This is a genomic window from Glutamicibacter nicotianae (assembly GCF_002797775.1).
GTDB classification, from domain to species: domain Bacteria; phylum Actinomycetota; class Actinomycetes; order Actinomycetales; family Micrococcaceae; genus Glutamicibacter; species Glutamicibacter nicotianae.
Window position 1 is genome coordinate 2,610,952 of sequence record NZ_PGEY01000001.1, and the last position, 21,026, is coordinate 2,631,977.

General features: G+C 65.5%; 19 protein-coding genes and 1 pseudogene. 9 read left to right on the forward strand and 11 right to left on the reverse strand.

What is annotated here, in order from left to right:
- Positions 1-93: 93 nt before the first annotated feature.
- Positions 94-1,233, reverse strand: a complete 1,140-nt coding sequence (pstS, locus tag ATK23_RS12160; RefSeq protein ID WP_066142575.1) for a phosphate ABC transporter substrate-binding protein PstS — start codon at positions 1,231-1,233, stop codon at positions 94-96.
- 179 nt (positions 1,234-1,412) lie between these two features.
- Here pstS and ATK23_RS12165 point away from each other — a divergent pair, with 179 nt between their 5' ends.
- Genes ATK23_RS12165 through ATK23_RS12180 form a run of 4 tightly spaced genes read left to right on the forward strand, consistent with a single transcriptional unit; the run spans position 1,413 to position 6,176 of the window.
- Positions 1,413-2,123: an ATP-binding cassette domain-containing protein gene (locus ATK23_RS12165; RefSeq protein WP_100339280.1), complete on the forward strand. Its 711-nt coding sequence runs from the start codon at positions 1,413-1,415 to the stop codon at positions 2,121-2,123.
- Positions 2,120-2,794 carry an ATP-binding cassette domain-containing protein gene (locus ATK23_RS12170; protein WP_066142390.1) on the forward strand — a complete coding sequence of 225 codons (675 nt, stop codon included), beginning with the start codon at positions 2,120-2,122 and terminating at the stop codon, positions 2,792-2,794. The genes ATK23_RS12165 and ATK23_RS12170 overlap by 4 nt, the downstream gene beginning before the upstream one ends.
- Positions 2,795-2,838: 44 nt before the next feature.
- Positions 2,839-4,359 carry an ABC transporter substrate-binding protein gene (locus ATK23_RS12175; RefSeq protein ID WP_066142393.1) on the forward strand — a complete coding sequence of 507 codons (1,521 nt, stop codon included), beginning with the start codon at positions 2,839-2,841 and terminating at the stop codon, positions 4,357-4,359.
- A gap of 14 nt (positions 4,360-4,373) precedes the next feature.
- Positions 4,374-6,176, forward strand: coding sequence for an ABC transporter permease subunit (locus ATK23_RS12180; RefSeq protein ID WP_066142398.1), 1,803 nt, complete (start codon positions 4,374-4,376; stop codon positions 6,174-6,176).
- Positions 6,177-6,185: 9 nt separating this feature from the next.
- Here ATK23_RS12180 and ATK23_RS12185 read toward each other — a convergent pair.
- The 3 genes and pseudogenes from ATK23_RS12185 to arsB all read right to left on the reverse strand — a co-directional run bounded on the left by ATK23_RS12185 (position 6,186) and on the right by arsB (position 9,178).
- A pseudogene (locus ATK23_RS12185) lies at positions 6,186-7,622 on the reverse strand (FAD-dependent oxidoreductase).
- 42 nt (positions 7,623-7,664) lie between these two features.
- A complete protein-coding gene (locus tag ATK23_RS12190) occupies positions 7,665-8,078 on the reverse strand; it encodes an arsenate reductase ArsC (RefSeq protein ID WP_066142401.1) in 414 nt (137 codons plus the stop codon).
- 11 nt (positions 8,079-8,089) lie between these two features.
- Positions 8,090-9,178 (reverse strand): ACR3 family arsenite efflux transporter, encoded by a 1,089-nt coding sequence (gene arsB / locus ATK23_RS12195; RefSeq protein ID WP_066142403.1) that lies wholly within the window; start codon positions 9,176-9,178, stop codon positions 8,090-8,092.
- Positions 9,179-9,308: 130 nt separating this feature from the next.
- On the opposite strand from arsB, the gene ATK23_RS12200 reads away from it, so the two are divergent.
- Positions 9,309-9,683 (forward strand): ArsR/SmtB family transcription factor, encoded by a 375-nt coding sequence (locus ATK23_RS12200; protein ID WP_066142408.1) that lies wholly within the window; start codon positions 9,309-9,311, stop codon positions 9,681-9,683.
- Positions 9,684-9,728: 45 nt separating this feature from the next.
- On the opposite strand, the gene ATK23_RS12205 is transcribed toward ATK23_RS12200, so the two are convergent.
- Positions 9,729-9,944, reverse strand: coding sequence for a CDGSH iron-sulfur domain-containing protein (locus ATK23_RS12205; protein WP_066142412.1), 216 nt, complete (start codon positions 9,942-9,944; stop codon positions 9,729-9,731).
- Positions 9,941-10,969 (reverse strand): iron-containing redox enzyme family protein, encoded by a 1,029-nt coding sequence (locus tag ATK23_RS12210; RefSeq protein ID WP_066142415.1) that lies wholly within the window; start codon positions 10,967-10,969, stop codon positions 9,941-9,943. Before ATK23_RS12210 ends, ATK23_RS12205 begins: the two co-directional genes overlap by 4 nt.
- Positions 10,970-11,384: 415 nt before the next feature.
- Between ATK23_RS12210 and ATK23_RS12215 the strand changes: the two genes are divergently transcribed.
- The gene (locus tag ATK23_RS12215; protein WP_245858397.1) at positions 11,385-11,714 is read left to right on the forward strand and encodes a hypothetical protein; all 330 of its coding nucleotides are present in this window, start codon (positions 11,385-11,387) and stop codon (positions 11,712-11,714) included.
- Positions 11,715-11,758: 44 nt separating this feature from the next.
- Here the strand turns inward: ATK23_RS12215 and ATK23_RS12220 are convergent, their stop codons facing one another.
- Entirely contained in the window at positions 11,759-12,721 is a 963-nt protein-coding gene (locus tag ATK23_RS12220; protein WP_066142419.1) for a cation diffusion facilitator family transporter, read from the reverse strand.
- A complete protein-coding gene (locus ATK23_RS12225) occupies positions 12,718-13,215 on the reverse strand; it encodes a transporter substrate-binding domain-containing protein (protein ID WP_245858399.1) in 498 nt (165 codons plus the stop codon). The genes ATK23_RS12220 and ATK23_RS12225 overlap by 4 nt, the downstream gene beginning before the upstream one ends.
- Positions 13,216-13,731: 516 nt before the next feature.
- Between ATK23_RS12225 and ATK23_RS16605 the strand changes: the two genes are divergently transcribed.
- Together ATK23_RS16605 and ATK23_RS16610 are read left to right on the forward strand one after the other, a co-directional pair.
- Positions 13,732-14,388 (forward strand): MFS transporter, encoded by a 657-nt coding sequence (locus ATK23_RS16605; RefSeq protein WP_245858401.1) that lies wholly within the window; start codon positions 13,732-13,734, stop codon positions 14,386-14,388.
- A gap of 12 nt (positions 14,389-14,400) precedes the next feature.
- On the forward strand, positions 14,401-14,958 hold the full coding sequence (locus tag ATK23_RS16610; RefSeq protein WP_255209576.1) for an MFS transporter: 558 nt from the start codon (positions 14,401-14,403) through the stop codon (positions 14,956-14,958).
- 88 nt (positions 14,959-15,046) lie between these two features.
- Here ATK23_RS16610 and ATK23_RS12235 read toward each other — a convergent pair whose 3' ends face one another.
- Together ATK23_RS12235 and ATK23_RS12240 are read right to left on the reverse strand one after the other, a co-directional pair.
- On the reverse strand, positions 15,047-16,090 hold the full coding sequence (locus ATK23_RS12235; RefSeq protein ID WP_066142422.1) for a hemolysin family protein: 1,044 nt from the start codon (positions 16,088-16,090) through the stop codon (positions 15,047-15,049).
- Positions 16,087-17,433, reverse strand: coding sequence for a hemolysin family protein (locus tag ATK23_RS12240; protein ID WP_066142425.1), 1,347 nt, complete (start codon positions 17,431-17,433; stop codon positions 16,087-16,089). Before ATK23_RS12240 ends, ATK23_RS12235 begins: the two co-directional genes overlap by 4 nt.
- Positions 17,434-17,784: 351 nt before the next feature.
- Here ATK23_RS12240 and ATK23_RS12245 point away from each other — a divergent pair, with 351 nt between their 5' ends.
- On the forward strand, positions 17,785-19,017 hold the full coding sequence (locus ATK23_RS12245; RefSeq protein WP_066142427.1) for a glutaminase: 1,233 nt from the start codon (positions 17,785-17,787) through the stop codon (positions 19,015-19,017).
- A gap of 10 nt (positions 19,018-19,027) precedes the next feature.
- On the opposite strand, the gene ATK23_RS12250 is transcribed toward ATK23_RS12245, so the two are convergent.
- Positions 19,028-20,980: a glycerophosphoryl diester phosphodiesterase membrane domain-containing protein gene (locus tag ATK23_RS12250; RefSeq protein WP_066142429.1), complete on the reverse strand. Its 1,953-nt coding sequence runs from the start codon at positions 20,978-20,980 to the stop codon at positions 19,028-19,030.
- Between the last annotated feature and the right edge of the window lie 46 nt (positions 20,981-21,026).

Below are 21,026 nucleotides of genomic sequence, written 5' to 3' on the forward strand. Positions count from 1 at the left end.
TCTCGACACGGAGGAACGCAACCCATTTGACCACTAGTCAAGCAATATTTAACTATTGACCCTTCCTGCAGTCTAAGGCGTCAAGGGATACTTCTAGCGCACAGTGATCGAGGCGATGGCGTCGCGGGCTTCCTTTGCCAGTTGCTGCGGCATGGGCGCGCTCTTGGCCGAGTCGGCCGCCGTCTTCTGCCCCTGATCACTGACCACGTACTGCCCGAAGGTCTTGACCAGTTCCACGGTCCGCGGATCCTCATAACCACTGCAGAACAGCAGGTAGGAGACCAGCACCATCGGGTACGCGCCTTCAGCGGTGGTCTTCCGGTCAAGTTCCAGGGCGATATCGTGCTCCCCGCGTCCTTCGACGCGCTCGGATTCGGCCACGGCCTTGGCCGCGGCTTCCCCGCTGACGGCCACGAATTCATCTCCGACCTTCAGCTTCACCTTGCCCAGCGACTGATCCACCAGCGAATCGTCGGCGTAGGTGACCGCTCCGACAGCGCGGGTCACAGTGGTGACCACACCGGCATTGCCCTGGGCTTTCTCCAGGCCAGTGGCATCCGGCCAGCCGCCATCGGGCTCATGGGTCCATACCTCGGGAACCACGCTATGCAGGTATTCGGTGAAATTCTCCGTGGTGCCCGAGTCATCGGCACGTGCCACCCCGGTTACCGGGATATCCGGCAGCTGAACCTCGGGGTTCAGCTTGGCGATGGCAGGGTCCTGCCAGGAACGGATCTCGCCGGAGAAGATCCGGGCGATCGTTTCGGCATCCATATTCAATTCCTTGATGCCCGGCAGGTTGAAGGCGATGCTGATCGGGGAAATATATGCCGGAATATTGATCGCGCCCTGCGGCCCGCAGGTTTCGATGGAACGCTGGACTTCCTCGTCCTTCAGATACGCATCAGATCCGGCGAACTCGGTACCGCCAGCCAGCAGTCCTGCGCGTCCGGCGCCGGATCCCACCGAAGCGTATTGCACCTGAACCTTGGGGTGCAGGGTGGAGAATTCAGTGCTCCAGGCATTCATGGCTGAGTTCTGCGCGGTGGATCCGCCGCCGGTCAGTGTGCCTTCCAGGTTGGAGGTATTCGCTTCGGCCGCCTTGCGCTGCTCCTCCCCCAACGGATAATCCGAACCGCAGCCCGAGAGCAGCAAGGCCAAGCCAAGGCTGGAAGCGGTGATTGCTCCTGCCCGGCGGGCAAGTGAATGACGGGCAAAGCGGGTGGGGCGCACAACAGCTCCTGGATCATCGGGGTGCATTTCAACTAGTTCGTAAACTCCAGTCAAACATCATCCCAACATTTTTGCGCTTCTCAAACCCGCCGGCACCTATCCCACCGCATTCCTAGCCGCTTACGCCGGTTCAGGTGATTTGCCTCGCCCCAAAAGCTTAAGTGATAATGATTCTCATTATGACTTATGTGAATTCCCCATCGGCCGGCCAGCCTGGCGCCCATCAGTCGCCTGCTCCGGTGTTCCGCCTGCGCAACGCACGCCTGGGACTGCCCGCGGAGAACCGCGCACTGCTTGAAATCCAGGAGTTCACGCTTCTTCCCGGCGAGCGCGTGGTCATCACCGGCCCCTCGGGTGCTGGCAAGTCGCTGCTGCTGTCCATGATCACCGGGCATTGGGCACCCGGATTGGAATTCTCCGGCACCCGCATTGCCGACTCGCTCCGCATTGGCTGCATACCGCAACGCGGCCAAGATGCCCTTCACGCGCTGCTGCCGCTGAGACGGCAACTGCGCAAGGCCACCGGCGCCAGCGCGCAGCAGGTTGCCAGCACGCTGGACGCCGTGGGACTTGGTGATCCGTCATTGCTCGCACGGCGTCCCGCTGAATTATCCGGAGGGCAGGCGCAACGCGCCGCCATAGCGCTGGCAGTGCTCAGCGAGGCCCCGGTGATCATTGCCGATGAACCAACCAGCGCACTTGATGACCGCTCCCGCGATCTGGCTCTCGAACTGCTGGGCACGGTCCTGGATGAACGGCAGGCACTGGTGCTGTCCACCCATGACGCGGCCGCAGCCCGGGCACTGGCCACCCGGCACCTCGTTCTGGACTCCGGAAAGATCGCCAGTCCCAGTGCGAGCGCACCGCGCGGGGAACGAGTGTCCGCTTGAGCATCCCCGCACTGGAAGCATCCAACCTCAGCGCACGGCGCGGGCACGGCGGAGCCCGCCGGCTGGTCCTGGATCCCATTGGATTCACGCTGGCGCGGGGCGAAGCCGTGGCCATCACCGGCCCATCAGGCGCCGGCAAATCCACCCTGGCCGACATCGTGCTGGGCCTGGGGCTGCCTCACTCCGGGGAGATCCGGGTGCTGGGGGAGCCGTGGAGCGCACCAAAACGCAGCCATGCGGCGGCACGCCGCCGGCTGGTCCAGGGCGTGCCGCAGGATCCTGCCGCCGCCTTCGTGCCTCGCTGGAGCATCCGCACCTCGCTGCAGCACGCCATCACCCGGCTGCTCCCCTCCGCCCACCCGGCAACGCTCATTGCCCAGGCCGCCGAGCTGGCCCAGTTCGACCCCGGGCTGCTGGACCGCCGCCCGCATCAGCTCTCCGGCGGGCAGCTGCAGCGGGCCGCGCTGGCCCGCGCCGTGGCGGTGAAGCCGTGCGTGCTCGTGGCTGATGAACCGACCAGCGCCCTGGATCCTGGCACCGCCCAGGCCGTTGCCGGCCAGCTGCTCTCCACCGCCGCAGCTTCAGGCATTGCCCTGCTGCTGATCACCCATGACCCGCAGCTGGCGGCGTGCTGCGCGCGCACCATCAGCATCCAACCGCCCGCCCAATAAGCCCCACCTGACCGCTCCCGCTATCACCCAAGGACACCGCACCCATGAATCGACTCCGCAAGAAAACACTGGCCTTGCTCGCCATCCCGCTGGCCGGGACGCTGGCCCTCAGCGGCTGCTTCTCCGCAGCGTCCGAGCAGGCCGGCAGCACCGGCCGCATCTCCGTGGCCCACATGCAGCCTCCCCGCTCCGGGCTCAGCCCGCTGAGCGATGACGCGTTCAAGCTCTCGCGCTGGTCCACCGCCGAAACCCTGGTCACCCTCGATGAGTCCGGGGATGCCCAGCCGGCCTTGGCGACCAGCTGGGAACGCATCGATGACCTGGTCTGGGAATTCTCCATCCGGAAGGGCGTCACGTTCCATAACGGGCAGCCGCTGGGTGCTCCGTCGGTGGCGAACTCCCTGCAGCGGGCCATCGATTCCACCCCGGTGCCGCGCATCCTGAACGGCACCGCCCTGGGCGTCGAGGTGCTCGGGGAACACGGGCTGCGGATCACCACCGCGGATCCCGACCCGCTGCTGCCCCAGCGGCTCTCCAGCCCGCAGCTGGCCATCTTCGCGCCCGAGGCCTACACCAACAGCGGGGTTGACCCGGCAGGCCACGGCACCGGCCCGTTCCAGATCACGGCAGTGGACGGGATGTCCGGGACCACGCTGGACCGCTACGAGGATTATTGGGGAGACAAGGCCGAGGCTGCCGGCATCGACGTGAAGTTCGTGCCCGATGGCACCGCGCGCACCGCCGCGCTGCGCACCGGGGAAGCGGATATCGTCGAGGCCATCCCGGCCGGCCAGGCCGCCTCGGTGGACCAGGAGCTGCTCACCGAAGTGCCGATGCCGCGCACCAATACGCTGTACCTGAACACCGCCAAGGGGCCTTTCGCCGATCCGGAGGTGCGCGCCGCGGCCCGCGAGGCCATTGACCGGGCCGCCATCATCCAGTCCGTGTACGAGAACCGGGCGGACCTCGCTGACGGCCTGCTCGGCCCGGCCCTGCCCTACGCCGCCGGGCTGCGCGAAACGGAAGAATACCGGCAGCTGCTGTCCCAGCGCGCCGAACCCGCGCAGGTCCAGGACGTGGAGATCACCCTGGGCACCTTCACCGACCGCGCCGAGCTGCCAGAGGTCGCGGTGATCCTCCAGCAGCAGCTGGAAGCCGCCGGATTCATCGTGAAGCAGGATGTGCGCGAGTACCAATACATCGAAGCCGACGCATTGGACGGGGCCTTCGATGCCTTCATCCTCTCCCGCGCCACCGTGCTGGATTCCGGGGATCCGGTGGCGTACTTCGCCTCGGACTTCACCTGCGAGGGCGGCTTCGCCATCGCCCAGCTCTGCGACACGGACGTGGAGCAGGCCATCGACCGGGCCGCGCAAACCGATGCCGGGGAGCAGCGCCAGCAGCAGATCATGCTCGCCGAGGCCCGCATCCTGGGCACCGACGCGGCCATCCCGCTGCTGCACGAACGCGTGATCCAGGGCGAGAGCCCTGCCGTGCACGGCGCCGCGCAGGATCCGCGCGAACGCGAGCTGGTCACCGCGCAGACCCGCCTGGGCAACGAGTAGGGGCCGGGCTGCCGATGAACTGGTTCTCCCGCCGCCGGCGCATCGCCTGGGCGTCCTTCGCCTCCTGCCTGCTCAGCGCGCTGGCGCTGCTGCTGGTGGCCGGCGCCCTGCCCTGGCTTTCGCGCACCGATCCGGCCGCGGCGGTGCTCCGTGCCCGCTATGCCGAACTGGAACCCACCGCACAGGCTCTGGCCGCCGTGCGCGCGCAGCTGGGCCTTGACCGCGGACCGCTGGCCACCAGCTGGCACTGGTGGTCCGGGGTGCTGCACGGGGATCTGGGCAGCTCCTGGGTCAGCGGGGCGCCGATCGCACCCGGAGCCTGGCGGGCCCTGTCGGTCTCCGCCACGCTCACCGCCTTCGCCGTCCTGGTGGCGCTGGCCGTGGCCTTTGCCCTGGTGCTGCCGGCGGCGTTGCGCGTGCTGCGCAACCAGCGGCAGTCCGGGTCCGGTCCGCTGGGCGTGGCGCTGACCTCGTTGCCGGAATTCCTGCTCGCCAGCATGCTGCTGGTGCTGGTGGCGGTGCAGCTGCAATGGCTGCCGCCCTATGGGTGGACCGGGCTGGAAACCGCCATTCTGCCCGCGCTGGCACTGGGCATCCCGGCCGGCGGGTTGCTGGGCCGGCTGGCGGCAGATGCCATTGCCGCGGTGGCCGGCGAACGCTGGGTCGGGATCTGGCACCTGGCCGGGGCACCGGCGCCGGCCATCCTTTCCGGGGTGCTGCGCCGGGCCGCGGCCGCGGTCATCGACCAGCTTGGCCTGGCGTTCATCGGATTGCTCGGCGGCGCGGTGGCCGTGGAGCAGGTCTTCGCGATCCCCGGGCTCGGCCGCTACCTGCTCGGGGCCGCCAATGCGCAGGACATTCCCGCGTTGCAGGCCGGCCTGCTGCTGATGGCGGCCTCGGCCGTGCTGATCGGGGCGCTCACCGCGGCGGCTCGGCGCACGCTGCGCGGAGGCGCCCTGCCGCCCGGGTCGCTGCCTGCCCCGCCCGAGGCCCGCGGCACCGGCAGGATCCAGCGCTGGACCGCGGGCATCACCTGCGCCGCACTGCTGGCCATCCTGGCTTCCGGGTTGCCGCGCGATCCCTATGCCATTGCATTAGGGCGGCTGCAGGCCCCGGAACCGGGCCTCCCTTTCGGCGCGGATGCCAGCGGCAGGGATCTGCTGGCACGGGTAGCCCACGGAACCCTGGGCACCGTGGGACCGGCACTGCTGATCGTGGCCGGCGCGATCCTGATCGGCCTGCTGCTGGCGGCGGCCGGCGAGATCTCGCGCGGACCGGCGGTAATTGCCAACGCGACGCCGCCGATTCTTGCCGGGGTCGTCATCGCGGCCCTGGTGGGCCCATCGGTGGGCGGTGCCGCGCTGGCCGTGCTCTGGGTGAGCTGGCCTCCGCTGGCCACCCATGCGGCCTCGCTGCTTGACGAGGCGCGGGCCATGCCGCATATCCGCTGGCTTCCGCTCTCGGGGGTCCCGCGGAGCAGGATCTGGATCCAGCATTTGCTGCCAGCGGTGATTCCCGCATTGCTGCGGCACGGGATGCTGCGGCTGCCCGGGGTGGCTTTGGCCTTGGCTGCCCTGGGATTCCTCGGGCTCGGGGCGCAACCGCCCACCCCGGAGTGGGGGCTGCTGCTGGCCGAAGGCATCGGCTACGTCGAGCGGGCTCCGTTCACAGCCATCGCCCCGGCTGCCGCACTGGTGCTGACCTCCGTGTGCGCTGTGGCGCTCGCCGGGATTCCGGCGCCGCGGCGTGCCGGTTCCCGCGGCCCTTCGAAGAAGCCGGAGGCGCAGTCCGGGAACTCCCAGGTGCCGGTGAGCTGAACGGCGGGACTACCGTCCCGCCGCCAGTTCGCTATTGCCATGCAGCGTTCCGGTGGACAGCCCAAGGCTCACCGGCCGCGGCGAACTGCAGCAGCCGCTGGGTTCGGCAGGCTCGGCCGGTTCCGTTCCGCAGGAGTTTTCGCTGGCCGGAGCGTCGCAGGAGCCGCCCAGGTCCGTTGAGCAGACACCTGTTTCCGGCAGCTCCAGCTCCACCCGGCCGGCCGCCTCCGCATCACCGGAGAGGGCGGCGGCAATGGAGCGCACCTGCTCCTAGCCGGTAGCCATCAGAAACGTCGGGGCCCGCCCATAGCTCTTCATGCCAACGATGTAGAAGTCCTTTTCCGGGTGCGCCAGTTCCTTGGCGCCGTGCGCGTTGACCGTTCCGCAGCTGTGGAACTCCGGATCGATCAAGGGACCGAGCTGGCGCGGGGCCTCGACGCATTCGTCCAGCTCCAGGCGCAGCTCGGAAAGCATCTGCAGATCGGGGCGGAAACCGGTGGCGGCGATAATGCGGTCAACGGCCAGCTCGCGGCCATCAGCCAGCACGACTGCCAGCTGCTCCCCTGCGTTCATCGACGCGACGGAGACATTCTCCAGCAGTTCCACGTGGCCGTTTTCCACCAGCCGGCGCAGCGAGGTGCCCAGCTGGCCCCGGGCCGGAAGCTGGTCGGACGCTCCGCCGCCGTAGAGCCGGATCGGGTTGGCTTCCCCGCGCAGGCCCCAGCGGATGCGGGTGTCCGGATACTGCTTCTGCAACCGGCCCAGGGCGATGATGGTGTTTGCCGCCGAATGCCCAGCGCCGAGCACCAGCAGGTCCTTGCCTGCCAGCTCGTGCTCATCGGCGCCCAGCGGATCGGGCAACCCGCTGATGATGAAACCCTGTTCGCGCGCTTCGGCTTCGCCAATCGCCTCGATGCCGCCCCGGCCAACCGGGCTTGGCTGGTTCCAAGTGCCGCTGGCGTCAACTACGGCGCGGCCGAGCAGATCCACCAGGCCGCCAGGGGTTTCGGTGCGCACCAAAAACGGTGCGTCGTCGCGGTTCGCGGTGCGGGCCTTGTCGGCGCCGCGGCCGTCGGCCAGCACGCGGCTGATCTTCACCACGCGGTGGCCTTAGCGGATGCGCGGTGCCAGTTCCGGGTGGGCTGCCAGCGGCTGCAGGTACTCGCTGACCAGTTCCGCACCGGTGGGCAGCTTGGTGATACGCGGCTCTTCCCAATCCCCGGCATATCCTTCGCTGGGGGTTTCCAGCAGCCGTCGGGACGCGGCATCGATATCGAAGCGCCATGGGGAGAAAAGCTTGATGTGGGACCACTGGGCAATCGCGGCACCGGCGCTGTCCCCGGCTTCCAGGACAAGCGCCTCCTGCCCGCGCTCGCGCAGGTGGGCTGCGGTGGCCAGCCCGATGGGGCCGGCGCCAATGACGATCACTGGAAGGTTCTGGTTCATGGATTTCTCCTTGGCTGCTGGATTCCGGGTGGCGGGTGCTGCTTAGCTGGCTGGCAGCAGTTCGGCGATGAGCTGCTCTATCCGGGTGCGGATTTCATCGCGGATCGGGCGCACACCGTCGATGCCCTGGCCTGCAGGGTCCTCCAGCTTCCAGTCCTCATAGCGCTTGCCCGGGAAGAATGGACATGCGTCCCCGCAGCCCATGGTGATCACCACATCGGAGTCCTGCACCGCTTCGGTGGTCAGCACCTTGGGAATTTCCGCCGACATGTCGATGCCGACTTCCTTCATGGCCTCGACCGCCGCCGGGTTAACCGAATCAGCGGGAGCCGAGCCGGCCGAGCGGACCTCGATCCGCCCTTCGGACAGGTGGGAGAGGAAGGCAGCGGCCATCTGGGAGCGTCCGGCGTTGTGCACGCAGACAAAGAGAACTGAAGGCTTCTCGGTTGCAGTCATGGTTATTTTCCTCAGGCAGAAGTTGTGACGGTGCTGGATGCGGGGAAGAATTTCCGGGCCCACAGGGCGACATAGACCAAGGCGACCAGGATCGGCACCTCGATCAGCGGGCCGACCACGCCGGCCAGGGCCTGTCCGCTGGTGGCGCCGAAGGTGGCGATGGCCACCGCAATGGCCAGCTCGAAGTTGTTCCCGGCCGCGGTGAAGGCCAGGGTGGTGGTGCGCGGGTACCCCAGCTTCAGCCAGTGGCCAATGAGCATGCCGGCGCCGAAGACCACCACGAAGTAGACCAGCAGCGGGATGGCCATGCGCAGCACGTCCAGCGGCTTGGAGATGATGTTGTCTCCCTGCAGCGCAAAGAGCAGGACAATGGTGAACAGCAATCCGTACAGCGCCCACGGGCCGATCTTCGGCAGGAACTTTCCCTCGTACCAGTCGCGGCCCTTGGCCTTTTCGCCCAGCGTGCGGGTCAGGTAGCCGGCCACCAGCGGGATGCCCAGGAAAACCAGCACCGAGACGGTGATCGCGGCGATGGAGAATTGCGCGCTGATGGTTTCCAGTCCCAGCCAGGAAGGCAGCACCTGCAGGTAGAACCAGCCCAGGGCACCGAAGGCGATGACCTGGAATACCGAGTTGATGGCCACCAGCACGGCGGCCGCTTCGCGGTCCCCGCAGGCCAGGTCATTCCAGATGAACACCATGGCGATGCAGCGGGCCAGCCCCACGATGATCAGCCCGGTGCGGTATTCCGGCAGCTCGGCCAGGAAGATCCAGGCCAGCACGAACATGAATGCCGGGGCGAGGATCCAGTTGATCACCAGCGAGGTGACCATCAGTTTCTTGTCGGCCAGCACACGGCCGGTTTCGTTGTAGCGCACCTTGGCCAGCACCGGGTACATCATGACCAGCAGGCCGATGGCGATGGGCACCGACACCCCGGCCACGGTGAAGCGGTCCAGCAAGGCGCCGAGCTGCGGGAAGATGCGGCCCAGGCCCAGGCCGACGGCCATGGCGAGCAGGATCCACAAGGCCAGGTAGCGGTCCAGGAAGGAAAGCTTGGCCGCCACGGGGGCCGTGTCTAGCGCAGGGGCAGGTGCCACTGAATCATCACTCCAAGAATAGACATCGACGATTATCGATGTTTTGAGTATGATGAAATATATCGACGTTTGTCAATCTCTGGCGCCGGCCAAGACGCCAAGACGCCAAGACAAGAAAAGAGCCGAGTCCATGAGCACAGCCACCGCGAATCCTGCCGACGGCACGTGCACCGCGCCGGCTGCCGATACCTGCTGCGTGCCATCCCCCGGGGAGGCAATCCTGAACGCCGAGGAAGCCGAACTGCTGGCACTGCGATTCAAGGCGCTGAGCGACCCCAATCGTCTGCGCATCCTGTCCATCGTCTCCAGCAGCGAGTCTGCCGAGACCTGCGTCTGCGACCTGTCCGAGCCGCTGGGCCTCAAGCAGCCCACCGTCTCGCACCATTTGAAGATCCTCGTGGATGCCGGGATCCTGCACCGCGAGAAGCGCGGGGTCTGGGCCTACTTCTCCGTGGTCCCCGGCGCCTTGGAAACCTTGGGCGCCAGCTTGGCACCTAAGCCCTAGGCGGTTTTGCCACGCGGCCCTTGCTTGCAGGCACGGGCGAGTGCCCTATTTCGGGCGCTCGAACTTCATGAGCTTGTGCGTGCCATCGCAAAAGGGCTTGATGGCGGAGCCCCCGCAGCGGCATAGCGCTACGGGCCCTTGCCGGGCCTCGATGGATTGCCCCTCGGCATCCACAATTTCAAAATCGCCCCTGAGCAGCAATGGGCCCTGCGGGCAAACGGTAATGGTGGCTGCGTCCGGAGCGCGGTGCCCGTCGCTCATGCGGTTACCCCTGCCCCGGCATGCAACGCCGATCGGCCCGCTTCCCACGCGTCCAAGTACTTTACGCCAGCCAATGCGTCAACTGCTGCCGCTGCGTACGCTCCGAAGAGGATGTCTGGCACCAGCTCCGGTTCGGATTCAGCCAGTCCGCCAGCCAGGTCGCGGCCGGCGATTTGCTCATGGACCGCATCAGCTTCCACATGCTCATCGAAGTAGTCGGTCACCGGGGATTCATACCCAAGGCGCCGGAACCCGCGGGCATAAGCCGCCTGGGGTATCGAAGATGTCATCTCGTACAGTGCCAGGTGGCCAGTGATGGCTCCGCGAAGGCGCCGGTGCATGCCGAAGAGCGAAATCATGTTGACGGCCGCCAGTGTCACCGCGGGAATGCGGTCGACGTACGCGCCGAAGTCATCTCGCAGGCCCATGCCCCTCATCGTTTGCCTGAACAGTTCGCTATGCATTCGCGGCAGCTGCCCGTTTCCGTATTCATCAGCCTGGATCTCCACCATTGCGGCTTTTGCACGGCCCTGGAGTTTCGGGATCGCCCAGGTATGCGGATCAGCTTCCTTCAGCTGGTAGATCGACTTGAGAATCAAGAATTCGCGTGCTTGGGCGGCATTGGCCTTGCGCTGGATGAACTTCGAGACCGACGGTCCATCATCATTCGCAGCGAGCGCGAACAAGGCTTCGGCCACCTTGGATGAGCTCGGCGCCACGCTTGGAAGAGGGCCTGCCGCTTTGCGTAGCTCCTGCTCGAAAGCCTCCTCGATCTGGGCCCGGACCGAAATGAGCCCAGGGTTCCATTCCCAATGATCATCGACTTCTGCGAATCCCCGATAGTGCAACTCGTAGAGCACGAAAAGGCTCAGCTGCAGGTCCCCGTCATCCAGCACATTCGTCGTCGCAGCCAATCGTTCCTCTGCGGCCGTTGCCAGATATTCTGCATATTCTCCCGAGGGGTCGCACAGCAGCGCGTTGATCAGCGCTCGGGACAGTTCTCCGCGGGGTACGGGCAAATGCATGATGCTCCTTAGGTCTCGCTGGACGCACAGTCGGCACTAGTGGCCTGAGGACGATCGTGCCAGCATCCTGTGGATATAACCACCATTGGGAGGAAAGCCCAAGGTAAGCCTCCGGCACCTTGCACCGGACTCGATTGCGAGCCGTGGATTTTACGTAGTTCTGCGCAATAGGAGGTATCCTCAGAAGAACACTCCACGATGATCACCGAGCGCCAAAGGCGAAACCCGGGGATCCCTCGGCTCAACGCCGCAGGGCTTCGTGGGCGGTCACCTTTCGGAGAGCTGCCATCAGCGGAGGATTTATATGAGCACGCCTGAAACCCGTATTCACGCCATGCAACGCGTCGAAAAACTTTTTCAATGCCCCGAGGCCAGAACCCATCTCACTGCGTACGGCTGGATGGAAGGCATGCCCGTGGTTTTCGCCCGACGCGCTGATCCGGTGGATGAAGTCATGGGCTTCGTATCAGTGCATGGACGCGCAGTGCTCATGGTTCTCGTTGACGGCCTGGCAGATGAGCTGCAGCTGTGGCATGTCACGGTGCCCAGCCCGCTCTTTCCCAAAGTTCCCCACCTGCCAGCTGGGACCACCATCAGCGAACTCTGTTCCAGGCGCCGCACAGAGAAACTGATGCCGTTTCGCGTCGCATTCTGGTCCCATAGCGCGGCAATCCATGAGATTCCCTGCTTCGTCCGCAGCGACTGGCCCGGGCAAGTAACCCCGCTGCCGACGGATATCGGCTAACCCGGCGGGGCAGCCAAGGCGGGCGATGACCGGAAACTCGGTTTTCAGTCCTGTTTGAGGAATTCAGGCAGCTCGGGAACTATCGTCACCACCACGTCATACGCTTTCCAGTCGGTTCCTTCAAGCGCTTTCCGCGCTTCCTCTGATTGGGCAAGCGTCACGGTTTCCGCTTCCGGAACGATGAACGCTTCGGTGTGCTGGACCTGGCCCAGTTCGCGGACCCTCAAGCCCGCAGTCCGAACCCACTCCAGGGACTGAAGCTGTTCCTCCATGGCCGGGATCAGCGGGTGCGGATCCGTGCCATCGACGCCTTTGGAACGGCGGTCCAGCAAATCCGATGTTGCGGATCTCGTGCTGTCCCAGCCGTCTTTGAGAATGCCCGCAGCGATCACCAGAGCCGCTGTGGAATCCAGCCACCACAATCCAATGCCGATTCCGGCCACGCCGACGATCGAAGCAGCATTGGTCTGCCAGTCGGCCTTGGCCATCTTGGAGTCAGCGTAGAGCAGCTTATTGTGCAGAGGTTGGGCAATCTTGATTTTCAGCCGTCCCAGCACCACGGCCGGTGCCGCGATTAGCGCCATGACCGCCATCATGATCCATCCTTGCCATACCGTATGGCCAAACAGGTTCATGGTACCGATCGTCGGGTGCTCCAATTTAACTAGCGCCGAGACCGATTCGTACGCGAGCATCGCTCCGACGACCAGCAACGCTACTCCTGCGACCAGATGCCCGGCTCCCATGGACCGGTGGTAGCCGTAGGGGTGGGAGTACCGACGGGCCTTGCGGGTGAACTGCAGCGATGCCAAGAAGGCCAGCTGCGGCAGGACTGAAAGCATGTCTTCTATCCACGCTGTGCGCATGGCCTGCGAATTTCCCACCACTAGGGCAACAAGGGTAATAGTGAGCGCCGTGTATCCGATGCTGATCAACTCGAGCCTTGCGGCGCGAGCCATGAGTTCGCGTTGCTCGGGAGGCAAATGGGTTCCCGCAGCGTTTTTCATGGCATCTCCTGCGTCTGGTCCAGGAAGTATTCCACCTCGGACAGGAAAGCGTTTTCGCCCGGAGGCACGAACAGGACTATTTTCATTTCCTTGCCTTCGGCGTCAGTGGCGGTCCTATAGGGACGGGTTACCCCAGCTTTTTCCGACCACGGCGTCTTGGAAGTGATGCCTCCTGCCACCAGATCCAGCTGGCCTGCTTCCAGCTGCTTCACTAGCTGCTCCTCGCCACCAATGGTCCATTGGATTTCCGCTCCTGCATGCTCCGCAAAGTCTTCTATGAGCATTGCTTCGGCGCCCTGGGGCTCACCGTCCCTTATTTCCACGAAATCCGAAGCAGGAGATACGCCGGCCCGAAGTGTCCCGGAACGGACCGTGTCGAGGGTTCCCTCGGGGTCCACCGGCACCGCTGGGAAGCAGGCCGTCGCCAAGAAGACGCTTCCAAGAACCGCAGCCCCCTTCACCTGCCGGGTGCGGAACGGACGTTGCCGGAACATCATTCCTCCTGAGCTTGATCGGCCGAGTTGGACCCCAAACTACTCCGAGGACTCGATTCGCAAGGGAACGCCCAGGAAATATCGGCGAACTCCCAGCTCGCTCCTGCGACCTGCCGAAGGATTGGACCGTGAAGACCCGCCATTCCCGAGGCCACAGGCAAGCTCGACGTACGGCCCGGGCTCCCGGCTTTTACGGGACTATCGTGGCCGGTTGCGCAATCATGATCCGTTTGGCCGTGCTCTCCAAGCGGCAGCTAAGGACCACCGGGAAGGTTTCGGCGATCATCCGGGTGACCGCCATCGGCTCCTGTATCTTCTATGCTTGGAATTCCGCCGGGCATGTGCTGGCTTCGGCCGCCGGAATTCTTCTTGGGCTGGCGGATCCAGTCCGGATTGCTGCAGGCAGGTATTCCATTCAATGACATGAATGCCGGATCGTTGCCCTGCCCGTGCCACAATCCGAAGTGGACAATAGCGCCCGAAACCAGTTTGCGCGCAATAGGCAAGGAGGCATCGGTGGCAGTGCAAGCCAAGATGAACCAGGTCCAGCAACGGACCAACGCGGCCTGGATCATCATTGTGGCCTCCGGCGTAATGGCAGGGCTTCACATCTGGAAGCTCGCTCCAGCGCTGACCGTCATCCAGAACGAGCTGGGCTTCTCGCTGCTATTCTCCGGGGTGCTGCTGGGCGTGGTCCAAGTTGCGGGCATGGCCGGCGGGCTGGCAGTATCCCTGCTCTCGGAAGTCATCTCCCAGCGGCGCACCCTGATCCTCGGCCTGCTGCTGCTGGTGCTCGGCAGCGCGCTGGGCGCCGTGGCCCCCAGCGCGCCCCTGCTGCTGGCTACCCGCATCCTGGAAGGCGCGGGTGTCATCATGGCCACCGTCATGGGGCCGGGACTGGTCCGGCTGCATGCACCCATCAGGAACCTGAATATGGCCGTGGGATGGTGGGCCGCCTACATGGGCATGGCCACGTTCATCGGAGTCTTCTCCACCGCCTTGGCGCTCCAGCATCTGTCGTGGCACCTGTGGTGGGGTATCCTCGCGTTCATCACCCTGCTGCCCATTCCGCTGATCTTCAAGTTCGTGGGCGCGGATCAGCCTTCGGGTCCGGCAGCCCTGCGCGAAGCGGCCCGGCGCATCGCCATTACCGCCCGGGCACCGCGCGTGTGAATCAGCGGGCTGATATTCGGCTGCTATACGGTTCAATGGATGGCGGTCGTGGGGTTCCTGCCCACCATCTACGAGGAATTCGGCCTGGATCCGGTGGCCGGTGGTTTGGCCTCTGCCGTGATCGGCGGGCTGAATGCAGTGGGCGCGATCATCTGCGGCGGGCTGCTCCAGCGCGGCGTGAACGGACGCACCCTGCTGTTCACCGGCTTCGCGCTGATGTCGCTGACCTCCATCCTGACCTTCGCCGTCGACTATCCCCCGGGGCTGCTGCTGATCCAGATGCTCTGCGTCGGCCTCTTCTCGCTGGCCGGCGCCACCATCCCGACCACCATGACCCGCGTGGTGGTCGACCTGGCACCGCCGGGCGGTTCGGCCCCTGCCTCGATGGGCTTGACCCAGCAGATCTTCAATATCGGCAATTTCACCGGCCCGATGCTGCTCGCAGCCACGGCGACGCTCACCGGAGGGTGGAATGCCACCTGGTGGCTAACCACGTTCTTCGCACTGCTCGGCGCGTCGCTGACTCTGGTGCTTTCGCGCCGGAATTCGCCGTTCGCCGAGGCGCACTGACGCCCTCTACCAGTAAGGGGCTGGAGGCAGGACGGTTTCCCGTCCTGCCTCCAGCCCCTTTTCCCTGCTTTCTTTCTGCGTTGCGCCACTAGTGCGCGCTGCGGCGCTCGTCCCTGATCTGGCCGACCAGCTCTGCGAGCATGTCCTCCAAGGTCACCATGCCGGTGACCTTTCCGGTTCCGCCTTCGCGGACCAGCGCCAGGTGGGCACCGGTGAGCTGCATTTCCTGCAGCGCGGTGCGCACGCTTTGCTGCGGGGCGAAGGACGGCAGCTTTCGGATGCCGCTGGGCTGCAGAGGCCGCTTGCGGGTGTGCGCATCGGCACCCAGCACGTCCTTCACGTGGACATAGCCCACCGGGGTGCCATCGGCCTGCACCAGCGGGAAGCGGGAGAAGCCATGCGCGGCCGCCGACTCGATATCGGCCACCGTGCAATCCACCGGCAGGGTCTGCACCTCATCGAAGCTGATAGCCACCGACTCGATGCTGCGCGCATCGAAGTGCAGGGCGCCCATCAGCAGCTGCTCGTCCTGCTCATCCAGGACACCGCCCTCGCGGGATTCGGCCACCATGGAGGAGACCTCGTCGCGGGTGAAAGTGCTGGCCACCTCGTTCTTCGGGGCCACCCCGAAGATCCGCAGGACCAGGTTGCCCATGGCGTTCATCAGCCACAGCACCGGGCGCAGGATCTTCACCAGCACCACCATGCTCGGGCCCAGGATCAGCGCCAGGCGCTCCGGGCCGGCCAGCGCCATGTTCTTCGGCACCATCTCGGCGAGCACCACGTGCAGGTAGGTGACCACGATCAGCGCAATCGCGTAGGACAGCGCATCGATCATGCCCTCAGGAATCCCGATGGCCTCGAAGGGACCGGCTACCGCGTACTTCACCAGCGGCTTGGTGACATAGCCCAGTGCCAGCGAGCACACGGTGATGCCCAGCTGGGCGCCGGCCATCACCAGCGAGACGTTCTCGATGGCCCACAGGGTCAGCTTGGCGCTGCGGCTGCCGGCCATCGCCTTGGGCTCGATGATGCTTCGGCGTGCCGAGATCAGCGCGAACTCGGCGCCGACAAAGTAGAAGTTCGCCGCAAGCAGCAGGACCGTCACAAGAATTCCGATAAGATCGCTCACCGCCCGGCCTCTTCCTCATCAAGTTCGGACACTTCCACGTCAACGATCGCGATCCGCTGCTCATCGGTGGCGTGGATGGTGAATACCAGCTGCTTGTCCGGTCCGTCGGGAACGCCGGGCACCACGAGGGTGACCACGTCGCCGACCTGGCCGAAGCGTCCCAGCTGCACGGTCAGCAACCCGGCCAAGGTCTCGTAGTCCGAGTCCTCGGGGATCTGGCAGCCCAGCAGCTCGCTGGCTTCATCCGGGCGCAACGCCGCATCCAGTCGCCATCTATTCTCCGAAAGGACTTGGACGCTGGAGTCCTGCGGGTCATGCTCATCGCGCACTTCCCCGACGATCTCTTCCACGAGGTCTTCGAGGGTCAGCATGCCGGCGACGTCGCCGGTCTCGTCGATCAGCACCGCCAGTTGCATGCCGCCGCTGCGCAGCTGGTCCATCAGCTCGTCGAGCTCGATGGTGTCCGGGACCAGCAATGCATCCTGGGCGTAGTCCCCCACCGCGGTGTGCGCGCGCTGCTCGAAAGGCACGGCGAGCAAGGCGCGGATATGCACCAGTCCCAGCACCCGGTGGCCGTCCTCGGCTACCAGCGGGAAGCGCGAATGGCCGGTTTGCGCGGCCAGCTGCAGCACGTCTTCCACGCTCTGCTGCGCGGTCACGGTGGCCATCCGCGAACGGGCGGTCATCACGTCGTGGCCACGGCGGTTGCCGAAGGCCACGGTGCGGCGCAGCATCTCCGCGGTTTCCGAGGGCAGCACGCCTTCGCGGGCGGAGTGCCCCACCAGCGCGACGAGTTCCTCGGCGGAGCGGGTGGAGGCCAGTTCTTCCTGGGGCTCGATGCCGAACCGGCGCACAATCCAGTTGGCGTTGCCGTTGAAGAATGAGAGGAAAGGCTTGGTGACGGTGCTGAAGCCGCGCTGGAAGCCCACCACCGCCTTAGCGGTGGCAAAGGGCTTGGCAATGGCCAGGTTCTTGGGGACCAGCTCGCCGAAGACCATGGTCAGGATCGTGGCCAGCACCAGCGCGATGGCAACGGAGACCGTGCGGGCCAGGGCCGCGTCGAGGCCTGCATCCTGCAGCGGGCCCCCCACGAGGGCGGCGATGGCGGGCTCGGCCAGGAAGCCGATGCCGAGGTTGGTCAGGGTGATGCCCAGCTGGGCACCTGAAAGCTGGGTGGACAGGGTGCTCATGCCCTTGAGCACGCCTTGGGCGCGGCGGTCGCCATCGGCGGCGGCCTGCTTGACTTGATTTCGGTTAACCGTGATCAACGCGAATTCCGCAGCTACGAAGAGCCCGCATCCGAGAATGAGGAGCACGGCCAAAGCCAGAGAAATCCATTCCATTATCTGCACCCCCTGTCCTTCGAAGCCTGGCCGGCAATCCTGCCGGGCAGAGGGCTGGAACTATGAGATCTACTGTCGCCTGAAGCGTCCATCATTCCCTTCCGATCGGAGTATCTTCCTCCGATCTGCTGTGTTCCAATAATTATCCAGCATGCTGCTACCCATTTTGCTTGAAAGTTCCATTTGTTTGCCAGATCCCCGGCATCCGCATAGCAATTTCACAAGATTGCGGCGCATCCGATTCCCGGTTCAGCAAAGAGAACACCGCGCAACCCGCCTGGGGCGGCTAGATTGGAGTCAGCACCGGTACGGCTGGAGCTGACGTCCGATTCGATCTTGAGGATTGCACCCATGCAGAATCCGATTCCCGATTACCTGCGCGAAGTGCTCGACGCGTTGCGCGATGACACCAGCGGCGAGCGTGCCGGCTACATTCCCGAGCTGGCCGAAGCCCATCCCGACTATTTCGCCTTGGCCGTGACCACCGCCATGGGCAGCACCTACACCGCCGGGGATGCAGGCATCGAGTTCACCATCCAGTCGATTTCCAAGCCTTTCGCCTACGCGGCGGCGATCATGGACCGCGGCCTGGACCAGGTGCTGGAGCGCATCGGGGTGGAACCCTCGGGCGAGGCGTTCAATGAGCTGTCGCTGGAAGCCGGGACCAACCGGCCGAAGAACCCGATGATCAATGCCGGGGCCATCGCCGCCCACGGGCTGCTGGTCGGCGCCGATGCCACCGGCGAGCAGCGGGTCGACCGGGCCCTTGAGCTGTTCTCGGCACTGGCCGGACGCCAGCTGCGCATCGACGAGTCGGTTTTCGCTTCGGAGCTGGGCACCGCCGACCACAACCTGTCCATGGCCCATATGCTGCGCAAGCACGGGATCATTGCCGATGACCCGCATGAGGTGGTGGCCGGCTACACCCGGCAGTGCTCAATTCTGGTCACGGTGGCCGACCTGTCGGCGATGGCCGCCACCCTGGCCAACGGCGGCGTGCAGCCGTGCACGCACGAGCGGATCATGGATGAGGCCACCGCCCGGCAGGTCATGTCGGTGATGGCGGTGGCCGGCATGTATGACGGGGCCGGCGACTGGCTGACCCGGGTCGGGATCCCTGCCAAGAGCGGGGTGGCCGGCGGGCTGGTGGGCGTGCTGCCGGACCAGGTGGGCATCGGCGCGTTCTCGCCGCGACTGGATTCGCACGGCAACAGCCAGCGATCGCGGCGGGCCTTCGAAAGGCTTTCCACGGATATGGGCATGCATCTGCTGGCTCCGAGCCATGGACGGCTCGACGTCGTCGATGTGCGGCGCGGGGGCACCCGCGAGACGTTCACCTTGCAGGGCAATGTGCAGTTCACCGCCGCAGCCGAGCTGCTCGACCTGTTCGCCGCATCGGATTTCGACGGGCCGGCACACCTGGATATCTCCCGGGTGTTCTCCTTCACCGACGTGGCCCGGCGGATGACGCTGGAGGGGCTGCGCCGGCTGCGCAATGAGGGGCGCCGAGTGTTCTTGCATGATCCGCTGCAGTCCCTGGCGGATCCGGATCTGGGTGACGGCACCTATCCGGAGACGCCCTGAACAGCGGAGGCTAGCGGAAGATGTCCAGATAGGCCAGCGTGGAACCGACGCTGTAGTCCGCGGCCGGATGGTTGGCCACCAGGTAGCGATCCCGGATGGCCAGCTCGACGTTGTCGGTGACGATGCCGTCCACGCCGGCGCCCAGCAGCTCGCGGATGCTCGACTCGTCATTCACCGTCCAGATATGCACCTCGCGGTCCAGCGCATGGGCCTGGGCCAGGAACTCGCGGGTGAAGGAGGCCTGCTCCAGCGTGTAGAAGTCGGCCTTCGTCTTCGGCAGCCCGCCCATGCTCATCGCCACGGTCAGCCCGACCCGCAACTCGGGTCGCCGTTGCTTGATTTCCTTGACCGCACGGGGGTTCAGCGAATGGTAGATGTTCTCCGTGGCGGTTCCGGCGGCGTCGGCCTGCGCAAGGAAGCGCGTGAGATAGTCCCTGGATTCATGTCCGGTGACCTTCAGTTCCACGAGCACCTGGATGCCCAGCTGCTCGGCGCGCTGGAGATATTCCTGCATAGTGGGGATGCGCCCGGTGAAGCCGCCTTCGCGGACCGTGACCTTCCGGACTTCGGCCAGGGTCATCTCATGGATGTTCTGGTTCACCCCTGCCATCACCAGCAGGTTGGTGTCATGACTGGCGACGAAATGCCCATCCGCGGTTTCCTGGAAATCAGCCTCGACGATATCGGCCTCATGCGCTGCCGCGGCGTCCAGTGCGGCCAGCGTGTTCTCCACCCCTCCGGCCGAGTAGCCGCGGTGGGCCAGGATCTTGGCCTCCCCGGCTCCGGTTGCGGTCTGTCCCAGGGCCGGGGAGGCGGCAAGGCTGCCCGAAAGCACCAGTGCGGCGGCCGCGGATCCGGCCGCTGCCTTCAGCACAAGGGACCGAGTCCGGCGATGCCGTTGCGAGCGTTCCTGCAGGGTGACCGGCAACTGCAGGTGCTCGCGGTCCAGGGCCACCAAGACCTGGATCGCCATCACGGTTGCCGCCCCGATCAGCAAAAAGCCCAGCGTGTGGCCCACGCCGATGCACAGGGTCGCCACCAGCGCCGAATCCTGCTCGCTAAGCAGCCCGGTGGCCAGATCCGAGATCCATACCAGCGCCTCGACCAGCAGCGAGGCGCATAAGGCGCTGGCACCCAGCGGGATCCCGATCAGCAGCAGGTAGCGCAGGCTGTTGCGGCGGGTGGCTTTCAGGCTGGCGCCCAGGGCGGCCAGCGGCTTCTTCGGGCCGACGGCCAGCAGCGGCAAGGTGAGCACCAGGCGGAGGTTGGCATAGATGATCGCGCCGATCATCAGCAGGTAGAGGGCCGTGCTCAACGGCGCCTTGAGGTATTCGCGGGTGATGAACGGCGGGATGCCCACACCTTGGATCAGCACGGACGACAGGCCCAGGCCGCCCAGCGGCAGGGCGAGGAAGAAGTACGCCATCATCAGCGGCGAGGGATAGGACAGCATCCGGCGCAGGCAGGAGGCGGTTTCGCGGCATACCGCCCGAAGATTGGGAGGCTGCCCGGATTGCTGGCGGTTGACCATCACTATCAGCGCCACGAACTGCACGCTCACCGCACCCAGTGCCAGCACCGCAATGGCAACCAGGAGCAGCACCGAGACCGGGTGGGCCAGCAGCGCGGTGTAGGTCCGGTCGGTGACGTTGCCCAGGTTGCTATTTTCCAGCGCCAGCCCGAAGAGGTACTTGATCGCGGGGATCACCAGCAGGCCGTTAACTGCCTGCAAAGTGGTGATCACCGCGAGGTAGCGGAGCACGCGCACGTGGCTGAGCTTCAGCACGCGCAGCAGGAAGCTGAAAATCTGCTTCAGGAAGGGCAGCCCGCGGCCCGAGGGCAGCGCAGCGGCAGGAAAGTTCGCACTGTGCTTGCTCGATGGAATCCTGGGGGCCACTGCTTGATTTGCCTTTCCGTCCGCCGGGAACGCTTCGGCGGCTAGTTGCAATTCTATCGCTGCCATCTTCCGTTCGCTGTGCGCCTGCTGGATGGAAGCTGGACGACTCGGC